We start from the raw sequence: 24,151 nt of genomic DNA on the forward strand, positions 1-24,151 counted from the left end.
CTACAGGAAAACGCTCATGTTCAAGCCTATGGCCCTGGCCGCTGCTGTGCTCGCGACTTTCAGCCTGAATGCCTTCGCGGCAAAAACCGAGTTGACGGTGTACACCGCCCTCGAAGCCGAACAGCTGAAGTCCTACAAGGAAACTTTCGAAAAGGCCAACCCGGACGTCGAGATCAAATGGGTGCGCGATTCCACCGGGATCATCACCGCCAAACTGCTCGCCGAAAAGGCCCGTCCGCAGGCTGACGCCGTTTGGGGGCTGGCCGCTTCCAGCCTGGCGATCCTCGACCAGCAAGGCATGCTGCAAAGCTACGCGCCGAAGGATCTCGGCAAGATCGGTGCAAACTACCGCGATGCCGCCAACCCGCCAGCCTGGGTCGGTATGGACGTGTGGGCCGCGACCATTTGCTTCAACACCGTCGAGGCTGAGAAGCAGGGTCTGAGCAAACCGGTCAGTTGGCAGGACCTGACCAAGCCTGAGTACAAGGGCAAGATCGTCATGCCCAACCCGGCGTCGTCCGGCACTGGTTTCCTCGACGTCAGCGCCTGGCTGCAAACCTTCGGCGAGAAGCAGGGCTGGGCGTATATGGACGGCCTGCACCAGAACATCGGCCAGTACGTTCACTCCGGTTCCAAGCCGTGCAAACTGGCGGCGGCGGGGGAGTTTCCGATCGGGATTTCCTTTGAATATCCAGCCGTACAGCTGAAACGCCAGGGCGCGCCACTGGACATCATCCTGCCGAAGGAAGGTCTGGGCTGGGAGATCGAAGCGACGGCGGTGATCAAAGGCACGCCGCATGAAGAGGCAGCGAAGAAACTGGCGGACTTCTCTGCCAGCGCCAAGGCGATGGATCTGTACAAAGAGAACTTCGCCGTGCTCGCCCAGCCGGGGATTGCCAAGCCGCAAACCGAATTGCCAGCCGACTATGAGCAGCGCCTGATCAAGAACGACTTTGCCTGGGCCTCAAAGAATCGCGACGAGATCCTGGCTGAATGGCGCAAGCGGTATGACGGCAAGTCCGAGAAAGTTGTCGCCAAGTAAGATCTTTATCGACTGACAAGGCCCCTTCGCGAGCAGGCTCGCTCCCACAGTTGCAATGCTGTCCCCTGTGGGAGCGAGCCTGCTCGCGAAAGCGGTTTCTCATTCAGAGCACCTCTACATGACACAACACCAAGACCTGCTCATCATCGGCGCCGGCATCCTCGGTCTGTCCCACGCCTATGCCGCCGCCAAACGCGGCCTCAAAGTCGCGGTATTCGAACGCACCGCCACGCCCCTCGGCGCTTCGGTGCGCAATTTCGGCCAGGCACTGGTCACCGGTCAGCCGCCCGGCACCATGCTCGACCTGGCCAGGGCCAGCCGCGAAATCTGGGGCGACTGGGCGCAACTTGCCGGCCTGCAGATCAAGCGCAACGGCTCATACCTGTTCGCCCGCAGCGCGGCCGAAGAATACTTGCTCGAAGTCTTCTGCGCCGACCGCGCGGTCGAGCATGGCTACAACGTCGAGCTGCTGCGCGGCGCGGCGTTGCGTGATCTCTATGGCGGCCAGTTCAGCCATCACCGCGCCGCGTTGCACGGTATCGATGATCAGCAGTTGTATTCGCGCGAAGCGATTCCGGCGCTGATCGATTATTTGCGCCGTGACCTCGGCGTCGAGTTTCACTTTTCCACGCTGGTGCGCGGTGTCGAGCCGGGGCATCTGCACAGCACCGCTGGCAGTTTTACCGGCAAGCAGATCATCGTCTGCTCCGGCCACGATTATCAGACCCTGCTGGCCGAGCCGATTGCCGCGCTCAATCCGCAGATCTGTCGTTTGCAAATGCTGCGGGCCAAACCGCAGGTCGATCTCAATCTGCAACACGCCGTGCTCACCGGCCTGAGCTGCGTGCACTACGGCGCCTTCGCCGATTTGCCGGAAGCCGCAGCGGTGCAGGCGCAGATTCTCCGTGAACAACCGCACCTGCACGCCAACGGCATTCACTTGCTGATCAGCCCGACGCCGTATGGCGAACTCATCATCGGCGATTCGCATCATTACGGCAGCGATGCGTCACCGTTCAACGCCGAGCAGGTCGATAACTGGATGCTCGAACTCGCCGAGCAGACGCTGGGCTGCCGGGTGCAAGTGGTCGAACGCTGGCAGGGCGTCTATGGTGCTCGTGGGCCTGGTCCGTTTTCTTTCCTGCGCCCGGCACCGGGCCTGAGCGTGGCGCTGATGCACACCGGCGTCGGCATGAGCGTCGGCCCGGCGCTGGCCGAACGCAACATCGCGCAATTACTGGAGGAGGCATGAATCACGAACAGGTGATCGCCCGGGTGTTCGGCCTGTATGAACGCTTCGGCGCCAGCGATTACATCGGCGAACCGGTGTCGCAGCTCGAGCACATGTCCCAGGCCGCAGAACTGGCTATGGCTGAAGGCTGCGACGATGAAGTGGTGCTGGCGGCGTTCTTTCATGACATCGGCCATTTGTGTGCCGAGGGCGCGGAAAACATGGGCGGTTATGGCGTGGTCAGCCATGAACGGCTCGGGGCCGATTATCTGCGTGAGGCAGGTTTCAGCGAACGGCTGGCGCGACTGGTGGAATATCACGTCCAGGCCAAGCGCTATCTGACCTTACGCGAGCCGGGCTATTACGCGCGGTTGAGTGAGGCGAGTCGGCGCACCCTGGAATATCAGGGCGGGGTAATGAGCGAGGCTGAGGCGGATACGTTTGCGGCTGATCCGTTATGTGCGCTGAGTTTGCGCATGCGGTGTTGGGATGAGTTGGCGAAGGAGGTTGCAGTGCCGCTGGTGGATCTGAGTGTGTTAAAGCGCAAGGCTGAGAAATTGTTGTCGGCTGAGTGATTGCAGCCCTCACCCCAGCCCTCTCCCGTAGGGAGAGGGAGCTGATCTCCATGCTTTTCAAACCTGAGTTCGACTGGATATCTCAGGTCGGTGTATGACCCAAGAGCAACACAGTCGGCCCCCTCTCCCTCCGGGAGAGGGCTGGGGTGAGGGGGTAGCGATCTAAAGCTCAAGCACCCGATCAACCAACGCCTCAACCTGCTCCTGCCTTTCCGCCTGATTCAACTTCGCCTGCGGATTGAGCGACGACCACTGCGGATGCGCGCGCGCCTTGTTCAGCGCTTCCGGCAACTTGCCTTCGCGCCAGGTCTTGTCCAGAGGCGTGGCCACCTGAATACTGTCCATCGCCGCATGCCCGCGCTGATCCAGGGCCAGCAGCAACTGGCGCTGGCGCAACGCCAACAGGCGCAGCACGGCGTCATCCACTGTCAATTCCCGCTGGCCTTTGATTTTGCCGAGCAGGCGACTGCCATAACTGCGCGCGGTTTGCAGCGCACCGCCGGCGATCGCACCGGCCAACGCCGCCGCGCCAAGGGTAATCCCGCCGACCAGCAAATCCACCCCAGCCCCGGCCGCTGCACCGGCAGCAATGCCGCCGCCGACGCGCACGCCGAGTTGCTTCAGGGTTTCCGGGTTGAACAGATCATCGCCCCAGCGCCCGTCGAGCAGCGGCAAGTCACTGGCCGCCGCGTCCTGCGGGCGAAACGCGTAGAGCTTGAGCAACGCCTCAACGCACTTCTGCTCGCGCTGGCGCACGGCTTTGCGCAGTTCGCTGATCGCCTGCTGTTCCTGCTCGGCTTCGCTGACCACACTGCGCCGGCACGCAGCGCAGTCGATCAGCAATTCGGCAATCAGGCGTGCGGCGCTTTGCTGACGGGCGAGGCGCTGCGCCTGCTGGTCGGCGATCAACCGCTCCAGTTGCGGCCGGGCGTTTTCCAATAGCAGGGCGAGGCTCTCGTACAAGCGCCGCTCGCCATCCTCGGGCGGCGCGACGCTGTCGAAACGTACCAACGCATGCAGCCCCAACCGCGCCAGCGCTTCACGCCAATCGGGTTCGCGATGGTTGGCGCTGCTGACGAAATTCAGCACTGGCAGCAGCGGTTTGCCGCAACTGGCGAGCACTTCCAGTTCGTCGCGGTACTTGGCCAGCACCGGTTCGCGGGCGTCGATCACATACAGACCGGCATCGGAGGCCAGCAGTTGTCGCAGTACCTTGGCCTCCTGCTCGAAACGCTGGCGCGCCTCGCTGCCGTCGAGAAACCGCGCCAGTCGTGCCGGGCCGTCGAGGCGTTCGCCGGGGCGTTCCAGACGCTCGAGAAAATCCAGCAGGGCGATCGCATCTTCCAGCCCCGGCGTGTCGTACAGATCGAGCAACGGCTCGCCGTCCACCGACAACCGCGCGCCTTCGACATGCCGGGTGGTACTCGGCCGATGCGAGACTTCGCCGAAGCCGACGTCACGGGTCAGCGTGCGCAGCAGCGAGGTCTTGCCGACGTTGGTGTGGCCGACCACCGCGAGTTTCAGCGGGGCTTTGCGTGCATCAGTCATGTCCGCTCTCCAGCCAGTTCATCGGCGCGCAATCGGCAAACGGCAGGTCCAGTTGTTGCAGCGCCGCGTGCCAGTCACCCAGACGTTGCCCGTCCAGCGCTTCGCCAGGCGGCGCTTGCAGCAGCCAGATGCGAGTGGCGCCAGCGTTGCGCGCGAGTTCGGCGATCAGCGCGAGGCTGCCGCGATCCGGCGAACGTCGTGGATCGCAGGCGATGGCCAGCCGCGCCGGCGGGAAGCGACTGAGTTGTTCGAGCAGTTTGTGCCGCGATTCGCGACTGTCGAGGATGCCCGCGTTGCTGACGTTTTTCGGCAGCGCGGGTGGCCACGGACGCTGTTCGTCCAACTCGATCGCCACCAGCAGCGCGCCTTCACTGGCGCGTTCGCCGACGTTGCTTTCGATGCGATGCAGTTGCGCCGGCTCCGGGTCGTTGACGCCGAGGCGCTCGCTGGTTGGCATCAGCCTTTCGCGCAGTTGCGCGTAGCCGGGCAGGTTCAGATCCAGGCGCAGCACGGCTTTGCCGCTGTTCCAGCGCCACAGGCAGAACAGCGCGAGCAGCAGGCGCGGCAGCACGCCGTAGACCACCAGCACACCGACCAGCCAGGTCGCCCAGGCTTGTCGTGCGCTTTCAATATCCAGTGCGCCGTCGCCGCTGGCGCGGATCATTTCCTCGGTCGGCACATTGAAGCCGAGCAGCGCCGGCAGATAGCCAAGGGCCTGGGTGACATGGATAAAGGTGTCGGCGCCGAGGATCGTGGTTTCCCAGACAAAGCCGTAGCGCCGCGTGGCCATCAGCGTCAGCAACAGGATCAGCGCGCTGAGCATCGCCAGCAGCCACAGACCATTGACCAAAGTGCCGAGTGCCCAGCGGTTGAGTTTCTTGCGTTGCAGCAGCAACAGCAGGGCGGGCGCCAGTTGCGCGGCTTTGGCATCGCGGGCGAATTTTTCGCTGAGCCACAGCCACAAGCGCCCGAGGGTGGCGCCGTGTTCGCCAGCGAAAATCAAACCCAGCGCCCAGCTCAGCAGCAAAATCAGATTGATCCCGAGCAGACTGCCCAGCGCCCAGAACACATTCACCGGCGTCTGCCCAAGTGCGGCGAAAGCCAGGCCGGCGCCGCTGAGCACGGCGAAAATCATCAACAGCACCAGCGCCAGACGCGCGCCTTGCAGCCAGTGCTTGAGGGCGGCGGTGAGCCCGTCGCGCTCGGCCAGCCATAGCGCCCGGCGTGCAATGCGGCTCGGCAGATCGCCGCCAGCGGCGCGGGCCAGACGATTGGCTTCCAGATCGTCCAGCGGCCCCGCGTGTTCTTCGCGCAGGCGGATGGTTTCGCTGAGCCAGAGGTTTTGCAGTGGAGTCAGTTCAGTCACGCGGCGTCCCGTCGCTAAATCGAGCGCTGAGCATAACCGCTGTGGCGCTTATCGGGGTAAGCGCGGCTCTGGTATCCTCGCCGGCATGACTAAATCACTGCCCCTCAGCCTGATCGCAGCCCTCGGTGAAAACCGCGTGATCGGCGTCGACAACAGCATGCCCTGGCACTTGCCGGGGGACTTCAAATACTTCAAGGCGACCACGCTCGGCAAGCCGATCATCATGGGTCGCAAGACCTGGGATTCGCTCGGCCGGCCGCTGCCGGGGCGCTTGAACATCGTGGTCAGCCGTCAGCCTGATCTGCAGCTCGAAGGCGCCGAGGTCTATCCGTCGCTGGAAGCCGCCGTGGCCCGCGCCGAGGAATGGGCGAAAGCCCAGGGCGTTGATGAACTGATGCTGATTGGCGGCGCGCAGTTGTATGCGCAAGGGCTGGCGCAGGCCGATCGGCTGTACCTGACCCGCGTAGCGCTGAGCCCGGAAGGGGATGCGTGGTTTCCGGAGTTTGATCTGAGCGAATGGAAGCTGGTGTCGGATGTACCGAATCCGGCAGAGGGCGATAAACCTGCATATAGCTTTGAGGTTTGGGAGAAAGCCTAACAGCTTCGCGAGCAGGCTCGCTCCCACAGGGGAACGCATTTCAGTGTGGGAGCGAGCCTGCTCGCGAAGAGGCCCGCTCAGTCGCTGAGAAGCTTAAGCCTGGGCCAACTCTGCGTGTTCATCGGCATCCAGCAACGCTTTATCAGTCTGCTGCATGACCTGACTGGTAATCGCCCCTGCGGTAATCGAGCCACTCACGTTCAACGCGGTGCGGCCCATATCGATCAGCGGCTCGACCGAAATCAGCAACGCCACCAGTGACACCGGCAGGCCCATCGCTGGCAGCACGATCAGTGCGGCGAACGTCGCGCCTCCACCCACTCCGGCGACACCGGCCGAACTCAACGTGACAATCGCTACCAGCGTCGCGATCCACAGCGGATCCAGCGGGTTGATGCCGACCGTTGGTGCCACCATCACGGCCAACATCGCCGGGTACAGGCCGGCACACCCGTTCTGGCCGATGGTCGCACCGAACGAGGCAGCGAAACTGGCGACTGACGACGGAATGCCCAGACGACGGGTCTGCGCTTCAATGCTCAGCGGGATGGTCGCCGCGCTGGAGCGACTGGTGAAAGCAAACGTCAGCACCGGCCAGATCTTGCGGAAGAAGCGCAGCGGGTTGATCCCGGCGGCCGACACCAGCACGCCGTGCACGACGAACATCAGGCCCAGGCCGATATACGAGACCACGACGAAACTGCCGAGCTTGATGATGTCCTGCAGGTTGGAACCGGCGACCACTTTGGTCATCAGCGCCAGCACACCGTACGGGGTCAGCTTCATCACCAGACGCACCAGACGCATCACCCAGGCTTGCAGGGTGTCGATGGCGTTGATCACTTTCTGACCTTTCTCGACGTCGTCCTTGAGCAGTTGCAGCGCGGCAACCCCGAGGAATGCGGCGAAGATCACCACACTGATGATCGAGGTCGGCTTGGCCCGGGCCAGGTCGGCGAACGGGTTCTGCGGAATGAACGACAGCAGCAATTGCGGCACATTCAGGTCGGCGACCTTGCCGGCGTAGTCGTTCTGAATGGTTTGCAGGCGTGCCATTTCCTGGGTGCCGGCAACCAGACCTTCAGCGCTGAGGCCGAACAGGTTGGTCAGGCCGATGCCGATCAACGCCGCGATGGCGGTGGTGAACAGAAGCGTGCCGATGGTCAGGAAACTGATCTTGCCCAGCGACGAGGCGTTGTGCAGGCGGGCGACGGCGCTGAGGATCGAAGCGAACACCAGCGGGATCACGATCATTTGCAGCAACTGCACGTAACCGTTGCCGACCAGATCGAACCAGCCGATCGAGGCTTTCAGCACCGGATTGCCGGCACCGTAAATCGTGTGCAGCGCGACGCCGAACGCCACGCCGAGGACCAGTGCGAGCAGGACTTTTTTCGCCAGGCTCCAGGTAGTGTGGCGGGTCTGCGCCAGACCGAAGAGCAGGGCGAGGAACACCAGCAGGTTGAGAATCAGCGGTAGATTCATGAGAACTCCAGTAAAGACTGTGCCAACAGCCATCCGGGGCTGCTGCGAACCGGCAAGCCTAACAGCTTGATTTGCAATGATTTAATACCAAAATGGCTGGGCAACCGTCGTTTTTGGAATAAGCGCGTGTCGCTGTCGGCAATGCAACTGACGCGCAGGGGACGTAAGCGGTCGCTGACAGGCGAGGCTTGTCACAATGATTTGTTAGCGTCGAACTCTTTGCATCGGGGAGTAGCGCTATGAGAATTGCACGCACGTTGTTGGCTATGGCACTGGCGGCTGGCCTTGCTGGCCAGGCATTGGCCACGGACCTCAAGCATTGGCCGGCGGATCAGGCCAAGGCGCTGGACGCGATGATTGCCGCCAACGCCAACAAGGGTAATTACGCGGTGTTCGACATGGACAACACCAGTTACCGCTACGACCTCGAAGAATCCTTGCTGCCGTTCATGGAAAACAAAGGCCTTATTACCCGCGACAAGCTCGACCCCTCGCTGAAACTGATGCCCTTCAAGGACACCGCCGAGCACAAGGAAAGCCTGTTCAGTTATTACTACCGGCTCTGCGAAGTCGACGACATGGTCTGCTACCCGTGGGTGGCGCAGGTATTCTCTGGCTTCACCCTCAAGGAACTCAAGGGCTACGTTGACGAGCTGATGGCTTCGGGCAAACCGGTGCCGGCGACGTATTACGAAGGCGATGTGGTGAAGAAGCTCGATGTCAATCCGCCGAAGATCTTCACTGGCCAGCAGGAGCTGTACAACAAGCTGATGGAGAACGGCATCGAGGTCTACGTGATGACCGCCGCCTCCGAGGAACTGGTGCGTATGGTCGCGGCGGATCCCAAGTACGGTTACAACGTCAAACCGCAGAACGTCATTGGCGTTTCACTGCTGCTCAAGGATCAGAAGACCGGCGAGCTGACCACTGCGCGCAAACAGATCACTGCTGGCAAATATGACGAGAAGGCCAACCTCGGCCTGGAGCTGACGCCGTACCTGTGGACCCCGGCAACGTGGATGGCCGGCAAGCACGCAGCGATCCTGACCTATATCGATGAATGGAAAAAACCGGTACTGGTCGGCGGCGATACCCCGACGAGCGACGGTTACATGCTGTTCCACGATGTCGATGTGGCCAAGGGCGGCATTCACTTGTGGATCAACCGCAAGGACAAGTACATGACGCAAATCAACGGCATGATGGCCAGGCACGCGGCGGCGCAGGCCAAGGAAGGCTTGCCGGTGACGGCGGACAAGAACTGGGTGATCGTCAAACCGGAAGACATCCAGTAAGCCACGATCGCATGTAGGAGCTGCCGAAGGTTACGATCTTTTGATCTTGTTTTGGATCGTTCCCACGCTCCGCGTCACTGGACGCGGAGCGTCCCTTGAGACATTCCCACGCAGAGCGTGGGAACGATCAGCCCCGCACATGGCGGGGCATTTTTGCATCGACGATTTGACGGTTACAGCCCGTCGAGCATCGCTTTGTTACGCACCGCGCCCTTGTCGGCACTGGTCGCCAGCAGGGCATAGGCCTTGAGCGCGGTGGTCACTTTGCGTGGACGCACCTCGACCGGTTTCCAGCCTTTCTTGTCCTGCTCGGCACGGCGTGCCGCCAGTTCTTCGTCGCTGACCAACAGGTTGATCGAGCGGTTCGGAATGTCGATCAGCACCTTGTCGCCATCCTGCACCAGACCAATCGCGCCGCCGGCCGCAGCTTCTGGCGAAGCGTGACCAATCGACAGGCCGGAAGTACCGCCGGAGAAACGCCCGTCGGTGAGCAGCGCACAGGCTTTGCCCAGACCTTTGGATTTCAGGTAGGACGTCGGGTAGAGCATTTCCTGCATGCCCGGGCCGCCTTTCGGGCCTTCGTAGCGAATGATGACGATGTCGCCTTCCTTCACTTCGTCAGCGAGGATGCCGCGCACGGCGCTGTCCTGACTTTCGAAAATTTTCGCGTTGCCTTCGAAGACGTGGATCGACTCATCGACTCCGGCGGTTTTCACCACGCAACCGTCCTGCGCGATGTTGCCGTACAGCACGGCGAGACCGCCTTCTTTCGAATAGGCGTGCTCGAAGCTGCGGATGCAGCCGTTTTCACGGTCGTCGTCGAGGGTTTCCCAGCGGGTCGACTGGCTGAACGCGGTCTGGGTCGGAATGCCCGCAGGACCTGCCTTGAAGAAGTGATGCACGGCTTCGTCGCTGGTCTGGGTAATGTCCCACTTGGCGATGGCTTCTTCCATGCTGCGGCTGTGTACGGTCGGCAGGTCGGTGTGCAGCAGGCCGCCACGGGCCAGCGAACCGAGGATGCTGAAAATGCCGCCGGCGCGGTGCACGTCTTCCATGTGGTACTTCTGGATGTTCGGTGCGACTTTGCACAGCTGCGGCACGCTGCGCGAGAGACGGTCGATGTCGCGCAGGTCAAAATCGATCTCGGCTTCCTGGGCGGCTGCGAGCAAGTGCAGGATGGTGTTGGTCGAACCGCCCATGGCGATGTCGAGCATCATCGCGTTCTCGAACGCCTTGAAGTTGGCGATGTTGCGCGGCAGCACGGAGTCATCGTTCTCGCCGTAGTAACGCTTGCACAGCTCGACGATGGTGCGACCGGCCTGCAGGAACAGCTGTTCGCGGTCGCTGTGAGTGGCCAGAGTGGAACCGTTGCCCGGCAAGGCCAGACCCAGTGCTTCGGTCAGACAGTTCATCGAGTTGGCGGTGAACATGCCGGAGCATGAACCACAGGTCGGACAGGCGCTGCGCTCGTACTCGGCGACTTTCTCGTCAGAAGCGCTGGAGTCGGCGGCGATCACCATGGCGTCGACGAGGTCGAGGCCGTGGGAGGCGAGTTTGGTCTTGCCCGCTTCCATCGGGCCACCGGAAACGAAGATCACCGGGATGTTCAGGCGCAACGCGGCCATCAGCATGCCCGGGGTGATCTTGTCGCAGTTGGAAATGCACACGATAGCGTCGGCGCAGTGGGCATTGACCATGTACTCGACGGAGTCGGCGATGATCTCGCGGCTCGGCAGCGAATACAGCATGCCGTCGTGGCCCATGGCGATGCCGTCATCGACGGCGATGGTGTTGAATTCCTTGGCCACGCCACCGGCGCGTTCGATCTCGCGGGCGACCAGTTGACCCAGGTCCTTCAGGTGCACATGCCCCGGGACGAACTGGGTGAACGAGTTGGCGATGGCAATGATCGGCTTCTTGAAGTCGTCATCTTTCATGCCGGTGGCGCGCCACAGTGCGCGGGCGCCGGCCATGTTGCGGCCGTGGGTGGATGTTTTCGAGCGGTAATCTGGCATGGAGCACTCCGGGCGGCTAATCACGTACTAAAGGGGAGTGAGCTTCTGTTGACCTCTGAAACACCCGAAAAATGGCCGTGTGTCCGGAAGCTGCCGATGACGTTGCGGGATCGCCGCTGGTCTCAGCCTGAGCTCATAAACCCGCCGGGGATGAATGGCGATGAATGAGGCGATTCTACACCGCTGGCGTCGCGAGGGAATGGCGCAAAGCGTTGTTCCCCCGCTGAAGAGGCACGCGGGATGACGACTGGCAGGATCAGTGGTCGCCTCCCGGCATCACCGGATTGCTGCGCAGGTTGCTGACGCGACGGCCAATCACGCTGTTGAGCAACAGCGATACGCCGCTCAACACCACGAAGCCGTAACCCAGCGTCGCTTGCAGGTTGGCCGGGCCGAGGCTGATCAAGGCGCTGACCAGCCCGCCACAGATAAAGATGATGGTGCTGCCGGCGGACGCCGATGCGCCGGCATTTTCGGCGAACAGGCTCATGGCGCGGGAGGTAGCCGGTGGCCGGGAAATGGTCGTGCCCACCGTGCAGATGAGCATTGGAATCAGCGCCGTCGCAGCTGACAAATCATGATTGGCGGCCAGATAGAGCATTACCAGTCCCGAGAGCAGGATCAGACTCAGCCCGGTAAAAATCTGCTGTTGCGCATTGATATGCCGGTTCAGCACGCTGGCGAGCACGCCGCCGAAGACATAGGCGGCGCCGTAAATCAGCAGGATCAAGGCGAAATCGTAAGGTGCCATCTGCAGCTGCTCCATGAAGATCAGCGGCGAAATGACAATGAAGGAAAAGTGGCAGGCGAAAGCGAAGGCGGAAATCAGCCAGCAGCCGACGAATTCAAAATTGCCCAGGACGCGCTGATAGGACTGGATGAAGCCCAGACGATTGGCGTCATGAGGAGGACGGCTGTTGTCGAGCAATCGCCAGGTCTTGATCAGAACTGCTGCGGCCAGGGCGATGAAGACCCAGAAGCTGCCGCGCCAGCCGAGCGTGGCCTGCAGAAACGTGCCCGCCAATGGTGATACCGAAATGAAGATGCCCGTTGCGGTGACCATCAGGATCCGCAGGCGATCACGCTCGTTGCCTTCGAACAGATCCTGCACCAGTGCCTGGGACAGCACGAAGCAACCGCATCCCAGCGCCTGCATCACCCGGAAAATCAGGAACAGCGTGTAGTCATTGCTCAGCACGCAGCCCAGTGCGCCGAGCAGCGACACGCTCATGCCGGCAAGCAGCAGACCTTTGCGCCCGATCACATCTGACAGCGGGCCGATCAATAACTGGGCAAATGCGATGCCCACGGCAAACAGACTGATCGACAGCGCGATGTCGTTAGACGATCGGCCAAAGTGAGCTGCCAATGCCGGAAAGGAAGGCAGCAGCACATCCAGCGGAAACACGCCAAGCAGGATCATCGCCAACAACAGGCTGACGGCACCGCGTTGTTGCCGGCGGGTAGCTACACGGCTGTGTTTATCCATCGATCAATCCTGCTTTGGCGAAAAGTGTCTGGTTGTGGGGCAATGCAAAGAAGCCCGCCTTGTGCAAGGCCTCCACCGTAGGTTTGCAGCCAACGCGTGCACGAGCGCGGTTGGCCTGCACCGTTGCCGTGCCGCCGACAATCTCCATCACGTCGATCTCGGCAATACCGGCCGAACGCAGGCTTTGTTGCAGCCAGCCTTCATCTGCTTCGAAGAAGATGGAAATGATCTCCACGAGGGTCTTGCTGGCGAACAGGCGTTGACGACTGTTCATCGCAATCCAGAAGTAATGGAAGGCTTCGGCGAAATAGCGGCTGTGCCGGGCTTCGTCGGCAAGGTGATCACGCAACATGTCACTCACACTGGATACCAGCGTGTCGCGGCAGACCTCCAGCAACTCGCGGGCAATGATGGTTTCCGAGACAAATCCCAGCAGGAACCAGGCCAATGCACGGTTTTTCTCCGGCGTGCGCGCGATCAAAGCGTTCATGCGGCTGATCCGCTTCGGAATGACCGGTCGCCGGGTGATGCCGTAGAGCGCAGCGATCTGCTCGGCAATCTGGTTGGAAAACAGCGCGTGGTAGCCCTCGTCGGTATACAGCTGCAGTGCCGCATGTTTCATCGGTAGCGGTATATAAATGGGCAGTTCGCGGTGCACGATGACTTCCACCGCGCGGTTGACGATGCGGTGTTCGAGCAGGGTGGTGTAGTCGAGGAAATACACCAGATGATTGGCGGTAAGGCGGTGCAGGGTTTCGCGACCTTTGGCCTGGATGGCCGGATGCGCCAGATAGGGCACAAAGGCCGGGGGTAACCAGTAGCGGGTTTGCAATTGCTGCTCGACATCGCCCGGTAATCGATAGTCGTGGACACTGCTGCGTACCGATGCACGGTTCTCCCAGCCTGGAAGCGTGAATTTGAGCGACCATGACACCGGGGCTTCGCTTTCGTCCATAGCCGTGGGAATCATGACTGTGCTCCGCTGAGCAGATCACGCATTTCCTGGCACATGGCCTGGCCATCGCTTTGTCCGCAGCCGACGAAGAACAACGGTTGCTCGGCGCTGTCCGCGATGCCGAGCAGGGTTTCAATCTGTGCGTCGGCAAATGCGCCGGTCAACCAGGTGTTCAACCCCAGCGTCGTCGCTACCAGTTGAAAGGTTTGCGAGAGATGACCGGCTTCGATGAAGGCCATGCGATAGGCACGCGAGTGCTCGTACTTCCACCAGAGACGATCAAACCTTGCAGTGATGAACACGCCCAGTGGCAGGTTGTTGATGAAATGCTGGCCGCCGAGCAATTGACCCAGCTCCGGATCCGGCAGCGCATTGATCCGACTCAGGGCGTGTTCGGCAGGGTGATAGGCGTAGATGCCGGGTTCCAGTCCGCTGACATTTTGCGCCAGGACAAATCCCTCACAGGCGTTCAGTCCGCCGCCGGACGGGCAGCTTCGGCGTGCCTCGAGACCAGGTGCGACCGGATCGTCGTGGGCATTGTCGCGTGGGGGAAGATAGCCGAGGGTCAAATACAGCAGCGTGCCAACCTCATCCAGTGTCACCGCTGCACCGGTGTAGGAACGACAGGTTTTGCGCCTCATCAGGGCCTGAGTCAGGCTGTCATCATCAATGGCGCCCGGTACGGGCAGGGTAATCAGGGGCTGCACTGATCGCCGCGCCCGGGTGTCTGCAGGTTCTGGCTTCGCCAGCACTTCGCTGCAGTGCGCCAGATATTGCCTGGACCACTCGTGGATATTCCGAGGCGTATGTGCGCTAGGTATGTTTTGTGTGCCGATGTGATAGATCTTCGACAATTCATCCCAGCCCCAATTCGGGCTGTCTATTTTGGAAGTTGTCAGAATTCCTGCGTCCAGAAGTTGTGTGTCTATTATGTTGTTCGGATCAAATAATTCAGGGTTGTGTATAAGTCTGGCGAGGCGATGGGAGTAATCAAGATCAAGTTCGTGTTGAGTGTGGTTCTTGTAGTTCCAGACAACTTGTCCAGGCGGGCGCGGCAATATAAAAAGAAAAGGATTGATATACATGGGCTCAGGTCACTCGGGAAAAAGTCTGATGGACGCCAGAGTGCCGGCACTCTCCGGCGTCCAGGCTTACTTAGCGGCCGGTGGCTGCAACCAGAAAGGCCAGGTTGGCGAGTTTGTCTGTTTCGAGATAAATGGTTTTCATGATGTGAACTCCTTGTTCGTTGGTAGTTGAGTCGCTTCGTTGCGACAACTTCATATTAGTTTGTAATCGAATATTGGCAAGCGGATATTAAGTAGGAATATTCCAGTAATTTTGTCGGAGTGATCTTTTGCAGGAGGCTTACTGTGTAGGTTTAATTTCCATGATTGACAGGCATGACGAAACTTCCTGCAAGGCAGCGAGAAAGAAGTTGTAGGAAGAGGGCAGTACACTCATGTCGAGTGTGAAAAAACGGGGGGAGGGCGCGCAAAAAAAACGGGGAGCTCATTGGCTCCCCGGTGTTCAAGCGCAATCAGCTGTTGGGCAGCAGACGGCAGGTGATGCTTTTGATGTAACGGGTTTCAGCGATGGCCGGATGCACCGGATGATCCGGACCCTGACCGCCACGCTCGAGCATCTGGATATTGCGGTCCAGGTGACGGGCGCTGGTCAGCAGGATGTTCTGCAGATCGTCTTCCGGCAGGTGCATGGAGCACGAAGCACTGACCAGAATGCCGTCCTTGGTCAGCAGGCGCATGGCTTGCTCGTTGAGACGACGGTAGGCGCCTTCGCCGTTCTTCATGTCTTTCTTGCGTTTGATGAAGGCCGGCGGATCGGCAACGATCACGTCGAAGCGCTCTTCGCTGGCTTTGAGTTCCTTCAAGGCTTCGAAGACGTCGCCTTCGATGCAGGTCATCTTGTCAGCGAAGCCGTTCAGCGCGGCATTGCGCTCGACGCCGTCGAGGGCGAATGCAGAGGCGTCGACGCAGAACACTTCGCTGGCGCCGAACGCAGCGGCCTGCACGCCCCAGCCACCGATGTAGCTATAGAGATCAAGTACGCGTTTGCCCTTTGCGTAAGGTGCCAGGCGCGCGCGGTTCATGCGGTGATCGTAAAACCAGCCGGTTTTCTGCCCTTGAATGACCGGCGCTTCGAACTTGACGCCGTTCTCTTCCAGCGCGACCCACTCCGGCACCAGACCGAACACGGTTTCGACATAACGGTTGAGGCCTTCGGCGTCGCGGGCGGCGGAATCATTCTTGAACAAAATGCCGCTTGGCTTGAGCACCTGGGTCAACGCGGCGATCACGTCGTCCTTGTGCGCTTCCATGGTCGCCGAGGCGATCTGCACCACAAGAATGTCGCCGAAGCGATCGACCACCAGACCCGGCAGCAGGTCGGAGTCGCCGTAGACCAGACGATAGAATGGTTTGTCGAACAGACGCTCGCGCAACGACAGTGCGACATTCAGGCGATGCACCAGTAGCGACTTGTCGAGTGCCAGTTTGATGTCGCGTGACAGCAGACGCGCGCAGATCAGGTTGTTCGGGCTCATGGCGACGATGCCCAACGGCTTGCCGCCAGCGGCTTCGAGCACCGCCTGATCGCCGGCCTTGAAGCCGTGCAGAGGCGTGGCGGCCACGTCGATTTCGTTGCTGTAGACCCACAAGTGGCCGTTGCGCAGGCGACGGTCGGCGTTGGCTTTGAGGCGCAGGCTAGGCAGGGACATGACGTCGCTCCGGAAAAAAGAGCGGGAGTATAGCGTGTTGACGCGTGCTCCGGTCTGGCCTGCGATGAAAAGCGGATGGCCCCTTCGCGAGCAGGCTCGCTCCCACACTTGGAATGCATTCACCTGTGGGAGCGAGCCTGCTCGCGAAAGCGATTTCAGCTCTTATGCAGCCAGTGCGTCAATCAGGGCCTGACTGAACGCCGGCACATCATCCGGTTGGCGGCTGCTGATCAGGTTGCCGTCCTTGACCACTTCCTGGTCGACCCAGTTGACCCCGGCATTGACCAGATCGTCCTTGACCGTTTTGTAGCTGGTCATGGTCTTGCCATTGACCAGTCCTGCCGAGATCAGCAACCAGCTGCCGTGGCAGATCACGGCAATCGGCTTGCCCGCCGAAGCGGCAGTCTTGACCAGATGCTGGGCATCCTGATCGATACGGATGGTGTCGGAATTCTGCACACCGCCCGGCAGCAGCACGGCATCGTATTGATCGACGCTCACAGCCTGGAAAGTGTTGCTGACGGGGAAGTCGTCGGCCGGTTTGTCATGGTTCCAGCCTTTCACCGTGCCAGCCTCGGCGGAAAGGATATCGACCTGCACGCCGGCCTGCTCCAGAGCATCCTTGGGGCCTGTCATTTCGACCTGTTCGAAACCATCGGTAACCAAAATAGCGACGCGTTTGCCATTGAGGGAAGTTGCCATCGGTAAGCTCCTGAGTCTGTGGAGATTTTGCCTTCGCAGCGGACCGTTGAGGTCCGATGCGCCCTACAGATTCCGAAGCCTGGGCACAGATGAAAGTTCCGACGATGTGCCCATCGGTGTGTCGCCCTGCCGTTTCAGCGGTTAGAATCGCCGCCTGCCCCGGAGTGTGTACTTATGTCCCAAGAGCTGACCACCGAACAGATTCAACAATCGCTGCAAGGCATCAGTGTGCCGGCGCAACCGCAGATCATGGTGGATCTGCAAATGGAGCAGTACATGCCCGACCCGGACCTGGAGGTGATCGCCAAGCTGATCTCCCAGGATCCCGGCCTGTCCGGCGCGCTGCTGAAAATCGTCAACTCGCCGTATTACGGCCTGAGCAACAAGATCACCTCGATCCAGCGTGCGGTGAACCTGTTGGGCAGCCGCTCGATCATCAACCTGATCAACGCGCAGTCGATCAAGGGCGAGATGAACGACGACACCATCGTCACCCTCAACCGTTTCTGGGACACCGCGCAGGACGTGGCGATGACATGCCTGACCCTGGCCAAGCGCATCGGCACCCAGGCCGGTGACGAAGCCTATGCGTTAGGGCTGTTCCACGATTGCGGCGTACCGTTGATGCTGCAGCGTTTCCCCAACTACATGACCGTACTGGAAGAGGCCTATGCCAGCGCCAGCCCGGAATGCCGTGTGGTCGATACGGAAAACCGTGTGTTCAACACCAATCACGCCGTGGTCGGTTACTACACTGCCAAGTCCTGGCGCCTGCCGGAGCATGTCAGCGCCGCCATCGCCAACCACCACAACGCGCTGGCGATTTTCAGCGACGAATCGTCGAAGAACAGCCAGCTGAAAAATTTGCTGGCGATTCTGAAAATGGCCGAGCACATCTGCGCCTCGTATCGGGTGCTGGGCAACCAGACCGAAGATTTCGAGTGGAACGCGGTCGGCCCGTTGGTGCTCGATTACGTCGGTCTGTCGGACTACGACTTCGAAACACTCAAACAAACGATTCGCGACCTCGGCGCGCATTGATCCGAGGACACCATGCCTGAACTGCCGGAAGTCGAAACCACCCGTCGCGGGATCGCCCCGCACCTGGAAGGCCAGCGTGTCAGCCGCGTCATCGTCCGCGACCGGCGCCTGCGCTGGCCGATCCCCGAAGACCTCGATGTGCGCCTGTCCGGGCAGCGCATCGTGCTGGTGGAGCGGCGCGCCAAGTACCTGTTGATCAACGCCGAGATCGGCACACTGATCAGCCATCTGGGCATGTCGGGCAATCTGCGTCTGGTCGAGGCCGGGTTGCCGGCGTTGAAGCACGAGCACGTCGACATCGAACTGGAATCGGGTCTGGCCCTGCGCTACACCGACCCGCGACGGTTCGGCGCGATGCTGTGGAGCAACGACCCGCTCAATCACGAACTGCTGATTCGCCTCGGACCGGAGCCGCTGACCGATCTGTTCGATGGCGAAAGATTGTTCAAGCTGTCACGCGGGCGCTCGATGGCGGTCAAGCCGTTCATCATGGACAACGCGGTGGTGGTCGGGGTGGGCAATATCTATGCGACCGAAGCGCTGTTCGCCGCCGGCATCGACCCGCGCCGCGAAGCCGGGAGCATTTCCCGCGGGCGTTACTTGAAACTGGCGATCGAGATCAAACGCATCCTTGCCGCCGCCATTGAGCGTGGCGGCACGACATTGCGCGATTTCATTGGCGGCGACGGTCAGCCCGGCTATTTCCAGCAGGAACTGTTTGTCTACGGCCGGGGAGGACAGCTCTGCAAGGTCTGCGGCACCGGATTGCGCGAAGTGAAGCTCGGTCAGCGTGCCAGCGTGTTTTGCCCGCGCTGCCAGACCTGAAAAAATCCTTGGGTCTATAGTGAGAAGTCTCACTGTTCAGCCCGAAGGATCGTGCCATGAAACTCCTGCAAGTCTTCTTCGTCACGCTGCTGTTGTGTTCCAGCTTGGCCGTTCAGGCCTCGGAAAACGGCAGCGGTGACCCGCGATACACCATCCAGAATCCCCCGGCGTACGCCATGCTTGGCGACCTGCTGATTGCCCGACCTTTGCTGGTGGTGGCCACGGTGATCGGTGCGGGAGCGTTTGTGGTGTCGTTGCCGTTTACCGCGCTCGGCGGCGGTGTTGGCGATGCCGGTCAGGCGCTGGTGGTAGACCCGGCGAAAGCAGCGTTTGTGCGGTGTCTGGGGTGTACGGGGGAGGGGTTCGAGCAGCGCGAGTGAGCTGATCGGGTTTCAGGGGTGTGGCTGATGGCCCATTCGCGAGCAGGCTCGCTCCCACAGGAGAATGCATTGCAAATGTGGGAGCGAGCCTGCTCGCGAAGAGGGCCGGACGGGCACTGAAGAGATCAGGCCTTGCCGGTAATCTTGCGGTACTTCTCCATCAACTGTTCTTCAGTTTCCGGATGGGCTTCGTCCAGTGGAATGCAATCCACCGGGCAGACCTGCTGGCACTGCGGCTCGTCGTAGTGGCCGACGCACTGGGTGCACAGGTTCGGGTCGATCACGTAGATCTCTTCGCCTTGGGAAATGGCGGCGTTCGGGCACTCGGGTTCGCAGACGTCGCAGTTGATGCAATCGTCGGTGATGATCAGGGACATGCTAACTCCAGCCGGGGCGGCAGGCCCGGGCGCTATAAATCAATGCGCGCAATTGTGCCGCATTGAAGCTCGCAGTGCACGCGGGGGCGATCAAGGGCACTCTTTGGCTGCGATCCAAAAACGAAAGGATCGCAGCCTGCGGCAGCTCCTACTTCTTGAAGCGCAGGGTCAGCGCGTCGGCCACGGCCGGGTGGACGAACTTGCTGATATCGCCGCCCAGCGCGGCAATCTCCCGCACCAGCGTCGAGGAAATGAACGAATAACGCTCCGACGGCGTGAGAAACAGGCTCTCCACATCCGGTGCCAGTTGGCGGTTCATGTTGGCCAGCTGGAATTCGTATTCGAAGTCCGACACCGCACGCAGACCACGCAGGAACACATTGGCGTTCTGCTCTTTGGCGAAATGCGCGAGCAGCGTCGAGAAACCGACCACTTCCACGTTAGGCAGGTGTTTGGTGACCTCGCGAGCCAGTTCGACCCGTTGTTCCAGCGGGAACAGCGGGTTCTTTTTCGGGCTGGCGGCGACCGCAATGATCACGTGATCGAACAGGCGCGAGGCGCGTTCGACCAGATCGCCATGGCCCTTGGTAATAGGGTCGAAGGTACCTGGGTACAACACTCGGTTCATCGCGTCGTCCTGGCGGGAGTCCGTTGGGGAGTCGGATGGTATCGCAGCCTTCCCGGTCGGCCAAGTCGCCTGTTGGGTAAGAAAGCACTATAGACGATGGGAATATTCTGCTTTTTCATGGATTTTTCAGTCGGTCAGCCAAGGCTGTCGCCAGTTGTGCGGTCAGGCCATACACCGACAACTGCGGGTTGGCGCCGATGCTGGTGGGGAACAGCGAGCCATCGTGAATCGACAGATTGCTCAGTTGATGATGGCGGCCGAGGCTGTCAGCGACCGCGCTTTTCGGATCTTCACCCATCGCACAACCACCCATCACGTGGGCACTGCCCAGTCGCGTGCGGTACAGCTCCAGGCTCAGTCCATCGATCATTGAGCGCGCCTCGGCCAGTGTCTTCACATAGCGGCCGTCGGCGTGCATCGGCATCACCGATTGCGCGCCGCCGGCGAACTGGATTTCGGCCATCACGTGAAAGGCCCGGCGCAAACCGTCCCAGGCGTATTGCGAAACCTGATAGTCGAGCACCGGCGAGCCATCACCGCGCAGCTCCACCGAGCCACCGCTGCTGTCCGGATGGAAGCCATCGCGCAGCAGCGCCAGCATCGCGTGGGTGTGCGGCAGATCAGCCATGTGTTGCGCGTTCTCTTGACCGAAACCGCCGAGCAGTGTGGCGGCCAGCGCCGGGTGCAGCGGCGGCACTTCGAGTTTGAAAGCCATCGGCCCGGTGGTGCCGTCCTTCCACTGAAAATGGTCGGAGTAGATCGACTGCGGCGCGCCGTAGAACGGATTGACCACCTCGGCGAAACGCGCGGCGGACATGTTCACCGGGTGCAGAAAGGTGCGCTTGCCTATGCGCTCATGCGGATCCGGCGCGTCGGAGCGCAGCAACAGCGCCGGGCTGTTGATGCCGCCGCCGGCCAGCACATAATGCCGCGCCTTGACGCTGATGCTGCGCCCGGTCGGCTCGACGCAGCGTTGGTCCATCGCCACGCAATGCAGCCCGGTAACCTTGTCGCCACTGATCAGCAGTTTCTCCACCCGCGCCAGATACAGCAGCTCGCCGCCCTTTTCCAGCGTCGCCGGGATGGTCGTGACCATCATCGATTGCTTGGCATTGCTCGGGCAGCCCATGCCGCAATAGCCCAGATTCCAGCAGCCGCGCACGTTGCGCGGGATCACGTGCCAGCTGTAGCCGAGTTGCTCGCAGCCTTTGCGGATCACATCGTTGTTGGCATTGGGCGGCACCATCCACGGCGCGACGCCGAGGCGCTGCTCCATTTTTTCGAACCACGGCGCCATCTCTGCCGGACTATGGCCTTTGACGTTGTGCTCGCTGGCCCAGTGTTCGAGGGTCGGCTCGGGTGTGCGGAAGCTCGAGGTCCAGTTGATCAGCGTCGTGCCGCCGACCGCGCGGCCCTGCAGGATAGTGATCGCGCCGTCCTTGCTCATGCGCCCGATGCCTTCCTGGTAGAGGCTGCTGTAAGCCTCGTCTTCGAGCAGCTTGAAATCCGAACTGGTCTTCAGCGGGCCTTCTTCGATCAGCAGGACTTTGTAGCCGGCCGCGCTGAGGATCTCCGCCGTGGTGCCGCCGCCGGCGCCACTGCCGATGATCGCCACGTCGGCTTCGAGGATGAGGTCGTCGCTCAGTTGCGCGCCGTTGTAGGTTTTCCAGCCTCGGGCGAGGCCTTCGCGGAAGGGATCGGGTACGGGCATCGGTCAGGTTCTCTTTATTATTCTGGATGCTGAGGTGATGCAGCAGGCCCCTTCGCGAGCAGGCTCGCTCCCATAGGGGGATGCATTTCAAATGTGGGAGCGAGCCTGCTCGCGAAGGCCGCGCCCTGGTTTCAGACCTTCGGCGGACCGGGATAACCGCAGTGAGCCCAGGACTCGGCGCGGGTGTACCAGGCCATCATCACCATCTGCTGCAACGAGCTATGGCCCATGCGCAGCAAGCTCAGTGAACTGTTCTCCCAGCGTTCAAGGAAATGCCGCATCGCTTCAGGGCTGGCGTTTTCCCAACTGCCCCAGATACCGGTGAGCGGGCCACGGGTCACGGCCATGCCGAGCACATCGAAGAGTTGCCGAGTGAGCTTGAGCATTTCCAGCGACAGGTGATCGAGGCTGTAGTCCAGCGACTTCAGCGTGCCGTCTAGCGCTGCGGGCATTTCCCCGGCGGCGACGGCGCCGTCGAGCATCACCGGGATCAGCGCGCGCAGGAACAGCAGATCGCCGTCGCGCAAACTGACGAAACCGTTGGCGCTGACGCTCGACGAGCAGCCAGTGAGGCTGGCGCCAAGGCCGGCGGTGGCGAGAAACGCGCTGGCGCCGAGGCTGAATTTCAGCAGGCCACGGCGCGACAGGGCAGGTGTTTCGGTCAGGCTTGGGTGCATTGTTTTTATTACCCGGCGTCGACGAACGTTTAGCGAATGAACAGCTTCTGAATCAGTTTCTGAATCGATGTGCCGTAGGGCGGGTAGATCAGCCGGGCCGCGTTGAAGCGTTGTTTGATCAGCACGCCCTTGGCCTTGCTGAAGGTCAGGAAACCTTCGTGGCCGTGGTAATGGCCCATGCCCGAGGGGCCGATGCCACCGAAGGGCATATCGTCCTGAGCGACATGCAACAAGGTGTCGTTCAGGCATACGCCGCCGGAATGGGTCTCGTGCAGCACGCGATGCTGTTCGCGTTTGTCGTAGCCAAAGTAGTAAAGAGCCAGAGGACGAGGCCGCTGATTGATGTAAGCGAATGCCTGCTCCAGATCGCGATAGGGCACGATCGGCAGCAACGGGCCGAAAATCTCGTCCTGCATCACCGTCATCTCATCGCTGACATTGAGCAGCACGCTGTGCGGCATGCGTCGGCCCTGGCCTTGTTCGAACAGTGGGATCAGCAGCGCGCCCTTGCTGGTCGCGTCGCTGACGTAACCGTTCAGTCGGGCCATCTGGCGTTCGTTGATGATCGCGGTGTAGTCGGCGTTGTCGGCCAGTGTCGGGTAGAAGCCTTTCACAGCCTGACGGTAGGCCTCGACGAAGGCGCCGACGCGGTCTTCCGGCACCAGCACATAGTCGGGCGCGACGCAGGTCTGCCCGGCGTTGAGGGTTTTGCCGAAGGCGATGCGTTCGGCGGCGTCCTTGAGCGGTACGTCTCTGGAGACGATGGCCGGCGACTTGCCGCCCAGTTCCAGGGTGACCGGCGTGAGGTTTTCCGCCGCAGCGCGCATGACGTGTTTGCCGACGCTGGTGGAACCGGTGAACAGCAAGTGATCGAACGGTAGACGCGAGAACGCTACGCCGACATCCGCTTCGCCCAGCACTACACAAACCAGGTCTTCGGGAAAGATCCGCGCGAGCAGCTCTTTGAGCAACAGGCCGGTGGCCGGGGTCGATTCGCTGAGCTTGAGCATCACCCGATTGCCCGCCGCCAGGGCGCCGACCATCGGCCCTACGGCCAGATACAGCGGGTAGTTCCACGGCACGATCACACCGACCACGCCCAGCGGCTGGTAAACAACCTTTGCCGAAGCAGGCTGGAAGGCCATGCCGACCTTGCGCCGCGACGGCTTCATCCATTTTTTCAGGTGACAGCTGGCGTAGTGAATGCCGTGCAGGCTCGGCATCAGTTCGGCGAGCAGGGTTTCGTCGGCGCTGCGGTGACTGAAATCGGCGCTGATCGCGTCGATCAATGTCTGCCGTTCAGCGCTGAGCAGATCGCGCAAAGCCTTGAGCCATTGCTGACGTTGTGCGGCCGGCGGCATCGGGTTGGCGGCGTACGCGGCCCGTTGTGCCTGGAACTGCCGATCGAGGGTTTCAAGAGGCTGTTGCAGGGTTTGCAGGTAGGCAATGTCGGCAGTCATCGCGGGCTCCGGATTTT

Annotated in this window: 22 protein-coding genes; 8 read left to right on the forward strand and 14 right to left on the reverse strand. The window is 61.1% G+C overall.

The genetic code is table 11. The features are described from left to right. The first annotated feature begins 16 nt into the window (after positions 1 to 16). From CKW30_RS16110 to CKW30_RS16120, 3 genes are all read left to right on the forward strand, one after another. Complete coding sequence (locus tag CKW30_RS16110; RefSeq protein ID WP_095181313.1) at positions 17 to 1,042, forward strand: putative 2-aminoethylphosphonate ABC transporter substrate-binding protein; 1,026 nt, start codon at positions 17 to 19, stop codon at positions 1,040 to 1,042. Positions 1,043 to 1,160: 118 nt separating this feature from the next. After that, positions 1,161 to 2,294 (forward strand): TIGR03364 family FAD-dependent oxidoreductase, encoded by a 1,134-nt coding sequence (locus CKW30_RS16115; protein WP_095181314.1) that lies wholly within the window; start codon positions 1,161 to 1,163, stop codon positions 2,292 to 2,294. Then, the gene (locus tag CKW30_RS16120) at positions 2,291 to 2,848 is read left to right on the forward strand and encodes a phosphonate degradation HD-domain oxygenase (RefSeq protein ID WP_095181315.1); all 558 of its coding nucleotides are present in this window, start codon (positions 2,291 to 2,293) and stop codon (positions 2,846 to 2,848) included. The genes CKW30_RS16115 and CKW30_RS16120 overlap by 4 nt, the downstream gene beginning before the upstream one ends. Positions 2,849 to 3,010: 162 nt before the next feature. Here the strand turns inward: CKW30_RS16120 and CKW30_RS16125 are convergent, their stop codons facing one another. Together CKW30_RS16125 and CKW30_RS16130 are read right to left on the reverse strand one after the other, a co-directional pair. Then, positions 3,011 to 4,396: a GTPase/DUF3482 domain-containing protein gene (locus CKW30_RS16125; protein WP_095181316.1), complete on the reverse strand. Its 1,386-nt coding sequence runs from the start codon at positions 4,394 to 4,396 to the stop codon at positions 3,011 to 3,013. Then, entirely contained in the window at positions 4,389 to 5,762 is a 1,374-nt protein-coding gene (locus CKW30_RS16130; RefSeq protein ID WP_095181317.1) for a DUF2868 domain-containing protein, read from the reverse strand. Before CKW30_RS16130 ends, CKW30_RS16125 begins: the two co-directional genes overlap by 8 nt. An 85-nt stretch (positions 5,763 to 5,847) precedes the next feature. Here CKW30_RS16130 and CKW30_RS16135 point away from each other — a divergent pair, with 85 nt between their 5' ends. Further along, the gene (locus CKW30_RS16135) at positions 5,848 to 6,360 is read left to right on the forward strand and encodes a dihydrofolate reductase (RefSeq protein ID WP_095181318.1); all 513 of its coding nucleotides are present in this window, start codon (positions 5,848 to 5,850) and stop codon (positions 6,358 to 6,360) included. Positions 6,361 to 6,453: 93 nt separating this feature from the next. Here the strand turns inward: CKW30_RS16135 and CKW30_RS16140 are convergent, their stop codons facing one another. Continuing rightward, complete coding sequence (locus tag CKW30_RS16140; RefSeq protein WP_056786302.1) at positions 6,454 to 7,845, reverse strand: L-cystine transporter; 1,392 nt, start codon at positions 7,843 to 7,845, stop codon at positions 6,454 to 6,456. A gap of 239 nt (positions 7,846 to 8,084) precedes the next feature. Here CKW30_RS16140 and CKW30_RS16145 point away from each other — a divergent pair, with 239 nt between their 5' ends. Then, positions 8,085 to 9,140, forward strand: a complete 1,056-nt coding sequence (locus CKW30_RS16145; protein ID WP_095181319.1) for a phosphorylcholine phosphatase — start codon at positions 8,085 to 8,087, stop codon at positions 9,138 to 9,140. Between the two features lie 173 nt (positions 9,141 to 9,313). Here CKW30_RS16145 and ilvD read toward each other — a convergent pair whose 3' ends face one another. The 6 genes from ilvD to CKW30_RS16175 all read right to left on the reverse strand — a co-directional run bounded on the left by ilvD (position 9,314) and on the right by CKW30_RS16175 (position 17,035). Continuing rightward, the gene (ilvD, locus tag CKW30_RS16150) at positions 9,314 to 11,155 is read right to left on the reverse strand and encodes a dihydroxy-acid dehydratase (protein WP_024014684.1); all 1,842 of its coding nucleotides are present in this window, start codon (positions 11,153 to 11,155) and stop codon (positions 9,314 to 9,316) included. A 256-nt stretch (positions 11,156 to 11,411) separates the two neighbouring features. Beyond that, entirely contained in the window at positions 11,412 to 12,644 is a 1,233-nt protein-coding gene (locus tag CKW30_RS16155; protein WP_095181320.1) for an MFS transporter, read from the reverse strand. After that, positions 12,637 to 13,614, reverse strand: coding sequence for a diiron oxygenase (locus CKW30_RS16160; protein ID WP_095181321.1), 978 nt, complete (start codon positions 13,612 to 13,614; stop codon positions 12,637 to 12,639). Before CKW30_RS16160 ends, CKW30_RS16155 begins: the two co-directional genes overlap by 8 nt. Further along, positions 13,611 to 14,684, reverse strand: coding sequence for a SagB family peptide dehydrogenase (locus CKW30_RS16165; protein ID WP_056786314.1), 1,074 nt, complete (start codon positions 14,682 to 14,684; stop codon positions 13,611 to 13,613). Before CKW30_RS16165 ends, CKW30_RS16160 begins: the two co-directional genes overlap by 4 nt. Positions 14,685 to 15,136: 452 nt before the next feature. Further along, complete coding sequence (locus CKW30_RS16170; RefSeq protein WP_016772700.1) at positions 15,137 to 16,333, reverse strand: class I SAM-dependent rRNA methyltransferase; 1,197 nt, start codon at positions 16,331 to 16,333, stop codon at positions 15,137 to 15,139. A 162-nt stretch (positions 16,334 to 16,495) separates the two neighbouring features. Further along, positions 16,496 to 17,035 carry a type 1 glutamine amidotransferase domain-containing protein gene (locus tag CKW30_RS16175; RefSeq protein WP_016772701.1) on the reverse strand — a complete coding sequence of 180 codons (540 nt, stop codon included), beginning with the start codon at positions 17,033 to 17,035 and terminating at the stop codon, positions 16,496 to 16,498. A gap of 228 nt (positions 17,036 to 17,263) precedes the next feature. Here CKW30_RS16175 and CKW30_RS16180 point away from each other — a divergent pair, with 228 nt between their 5' ends. Genes CKW30_RS16180 through CKW30_RS16190 form a run of 3 tightly spaced genes read left to right on the forward strand, consistent with a single transcriptional unit; the run spans position 17,264 to position 19,281 of the window. Next, on the forward strand, positions 17,264 to 18,076 hold the full coding sequence (locus CKW30_RS16180) for an HDOD domain-containing protein (protein WP_164558347.1): 813 nt from the start codon (positions 17,264 to 17,266) through the stop codon (positions 18,074 to 18,076). A 12-nt stretch (positions 18,077 to 18,088) separates the two neighbouring features. Next, complete coding sequence (gene mutM / locus CKW30_RS16185; RefSeq protein ID WP_095181322.1) at positions 18,089 to 18,901, forward strand: bifunctional DNA-formamidopyrimidine glycosylase/DNA-(apurinic or apyrimidinic site) lyase; 813 nt, start codon at positions 18,089 to 18,091, stop codon at positions 18,899 to 18,901. Positions 18,902 to 18,957: 56 nt separating this feature from the next. Continuing rightward, the gene (locus CKW30_RS16190; RefSeq protein ID WP_041476834.1) at positions 18,958 to 19,281 is read left to right on the forward strand and encodes a hypothetical protein; all 324 of its coding nucleotides are present in this window, start codon (positions 18,958 to 18,960) and stop codon (positions 19,279 to 19,281) included. Between the two features lie 125 nt (positions 19,282 to 19,406). Here the strand turns inward: CKW30_RS16190 and CKW30_RS16195 are convergent, their stop codons facing one another. From CKW30_RS16195 to CKW30_RS16215, 5 genes are all read right to left on the reverse strand, one after another. Beyond that, entirely contained in the window at positions 19,407 to 19,658 is a 252-nt protein-coding gene (locus CKW30_RS16195; protein ID WP_003195146.1) for a YfhL family 4Fe-4S dicluster ferredoxin, read from the reverse strand. Between the two features lie 148 nt (positions 19,659 to 19,806). Further along, positions 19,807 to 20,286 carry a pantetheine-phosphate adenylyltransferase gene (gene coaD, locus CKW30_RS16200; RefSeq protein ID WP_003229157.1) on the reverse strand — a complete coding sequence of 160 codons (480 nt, stop codon included), beginning with the start codon at positions 20,284 to 20,286 and terminating at the stop codon, positions 19,807 to 19,809. 115 nt (positions 20,287 to 20,401) lie between these two features. Further along, positions 20,402 to 21,997, reverse strand: coding sequence for a GMC family oxidoreductase (locus CKW30_RS16205; protein ID WP_095181323.1), 1,596 nt, complete (start codon positions 21,995 to 21,997; stop codon positions 20,402 to 20,404). Between the two features lie 131 nt (positions 21,998 to 22,128). Continuing rightward, complete coding sequence (locus CKW30_RS16210; protein WP_095181324.1) at positions 22,129 to 22,674, reverse strand: twin-arginine translocation pathway signal protein; 546 nt, start codon at positions 22,672 to 22,674, stop codon at positions 22,129 to 22,131. A 29-nt stretch (positions 22,675 to 22,703) separates the two neighbouring features. Next, on the reverse strand, positions 22,704 to 24,134 hold the full coding sequence (locus CKW30_RS16215; protein ID WP_095181325.1) for a coniferyl aldehyde dehydrogenase: 1,431 nt from the start codon (positions 24,132 to 24,134) through the stop codon (positions 22,704 to 22,706). Positions 24,135 to 24,151 lie beyond the last annotated feature (17 nt).

Origin of the sequence: Pseudomonas sp. Irchel 3F6 (assembly GCF_900187595.1) — a bacterium.
Taxonomy (GTDB): Bacteria; Pseudomonadota; Gammaproteobacteria; order Pseudomonadales; family Pseudomonadaceae; genus Aquipseudomonas; species Aquipseudomonas siliginis.

Excerpts from the sequence above, each read along its gene's own strand:
- CKW30_RS16110 (WP_095181313.1), top strand. The coding sequence starts at position 17 with ATGTTCAAGCCTATGGCCCTGGCCGCTGCTGTGCTCGCGACTTTCAGC.
- CKW30_RS16115 (WP_095181314.1), top strand. The coding sequence starts at position 1,161 with ATGACACAACACCAAGACCTGCTCATCATCGGCGCCGGCATCCTCGGT.
- CKW30_RS16120 (WP_095181315.1), top strand. The coding sequence starts at position 2,291 with ATGAATCACGAACAGGTGATCGCCCGGGTGTTCGGCCTGTATGAACGC.
- CKW30_RS16125 (WP_095181316.1), bottom strand. The coding sequence starts at position 4,396 with ATGACTGATGCACGCAAAGCCCCGCTGAAACTCGCGGTGGTCGGCCAC.
- CKW30_RS16135 (WP_095181318.1), top strand. The coding sequence starts at position 5,848 with ATGACTAAATCACTGCCCCTCAGCCTGATCGCAGCCCTCGGTGAAAAC.
- CKW30_RS16140 (WP_056786302.1), bottom strand. The coding sequence starts at position 7,845 with ATGAATCTACCGCTGATTCTCAACCTGCTGGTGTTCCTCGCCCTGCTC.
- CKW30_RS16145 (WP_095181319.1), top strand. The coding sequence starts at position 8,085 with ATGAGAATTGCACGCACGTTGTTGGCTATGGCACTGGCGGCTGGCCTT.
- ilvD (WP_024014684.1), bottom strand. The coding sequence starts at position 11,155 with ATGCCAGATTACCGCTCGAAAACATCCACCCACGGCCGCAACATGGCC.
- CKW30_RS16155 (WP_095181320.1), bottom strand. The coding sequence starts at position 12,644 with ATGGATAAACACAGCCGTGTAGCTACCCGCCGGCAACAACGCGGTGCC.
- CKW30_RS16160 (WP_095181321.1), bottom strand. The coding sequence starts at position 13,614 with ATGATTCCCACGGCTATGGACGAAAGCGAAGCCCCGGTGTCATGGTCG.
- CKW30_RS16165 (WP_056786314.1), bottom strand. The coding sequence starts at position 14,684 with ATGTATATCAATCCTTTTCTTTTTATATTGCCGCGCCCGCCTGGACAA.
- CKW30_RS16170 (WP_016772700.1), bottom strand. The coding sequence starts at position 16,333 with ATGTCCCTGCCTAGCCTGCGCCTCAAAGCCAACGCCGACCGTCGCCTG.
- CKW30_RS16175 (WP_016772701.1), bottom strand. The coding sequence starts at position 17,035 with ATGGCAACTTCCCTCAATGGCAAACGCGTCGCTATTTTGGTTACCGAT.
- mutM (WP_095181322.1), top strand. The coding sequence starts at position 18,089 with ATGCCTGAACTGCCGGAAGTCGAAACCACCCGTCGCGGGATCGCCCCG.
- CKW30_RS16190 (WP_041476834.1), top strand. The coding sequence starts at position 18,958 with ATGAAACTCCTGCAAGTCTTCTTCGTCACGCTGCTGTTGTGTTCCAGC.
- CKW30_RS16195 (WP_003195146.1), bottom strand. The coding sequence starts at position 19,658 with ATGTCCCTGATCATCACCGACGATTGCATCAACTGCGACGTCTGCGAA.
- coaD (WP_003229157.1), bottom strand. The coding sequence starts at position 20,286 with ATGAACCGAGTGTTGTACCCAGGTACCTTCGACCCTATTACCAAGGGC.
- CKW30_RS16205 (WP_095181323.1), bottom strand. The coding sequence starts at position 21,997 with ATGCCCGTACCCGATCCCTTCCGCGAAGGCCTCGCCCGAGGCTGGAAA.
- CKW30_RS16210 (WP_095181324.1), bottom strand. The coding sequence starts at position 22,674 with ATGCACCCAAGCCTGACCGAAACACCTGCCCTGTCGCGCCGTGGCCTG.
- CKW30_RS16215 (WP_095181325.1), bottom strand. The coding sequence starts at position 24,134 with ATGACTGCCGACATTGCCTACCTGCAAACCCTGCAACAGCCTCTTGAA.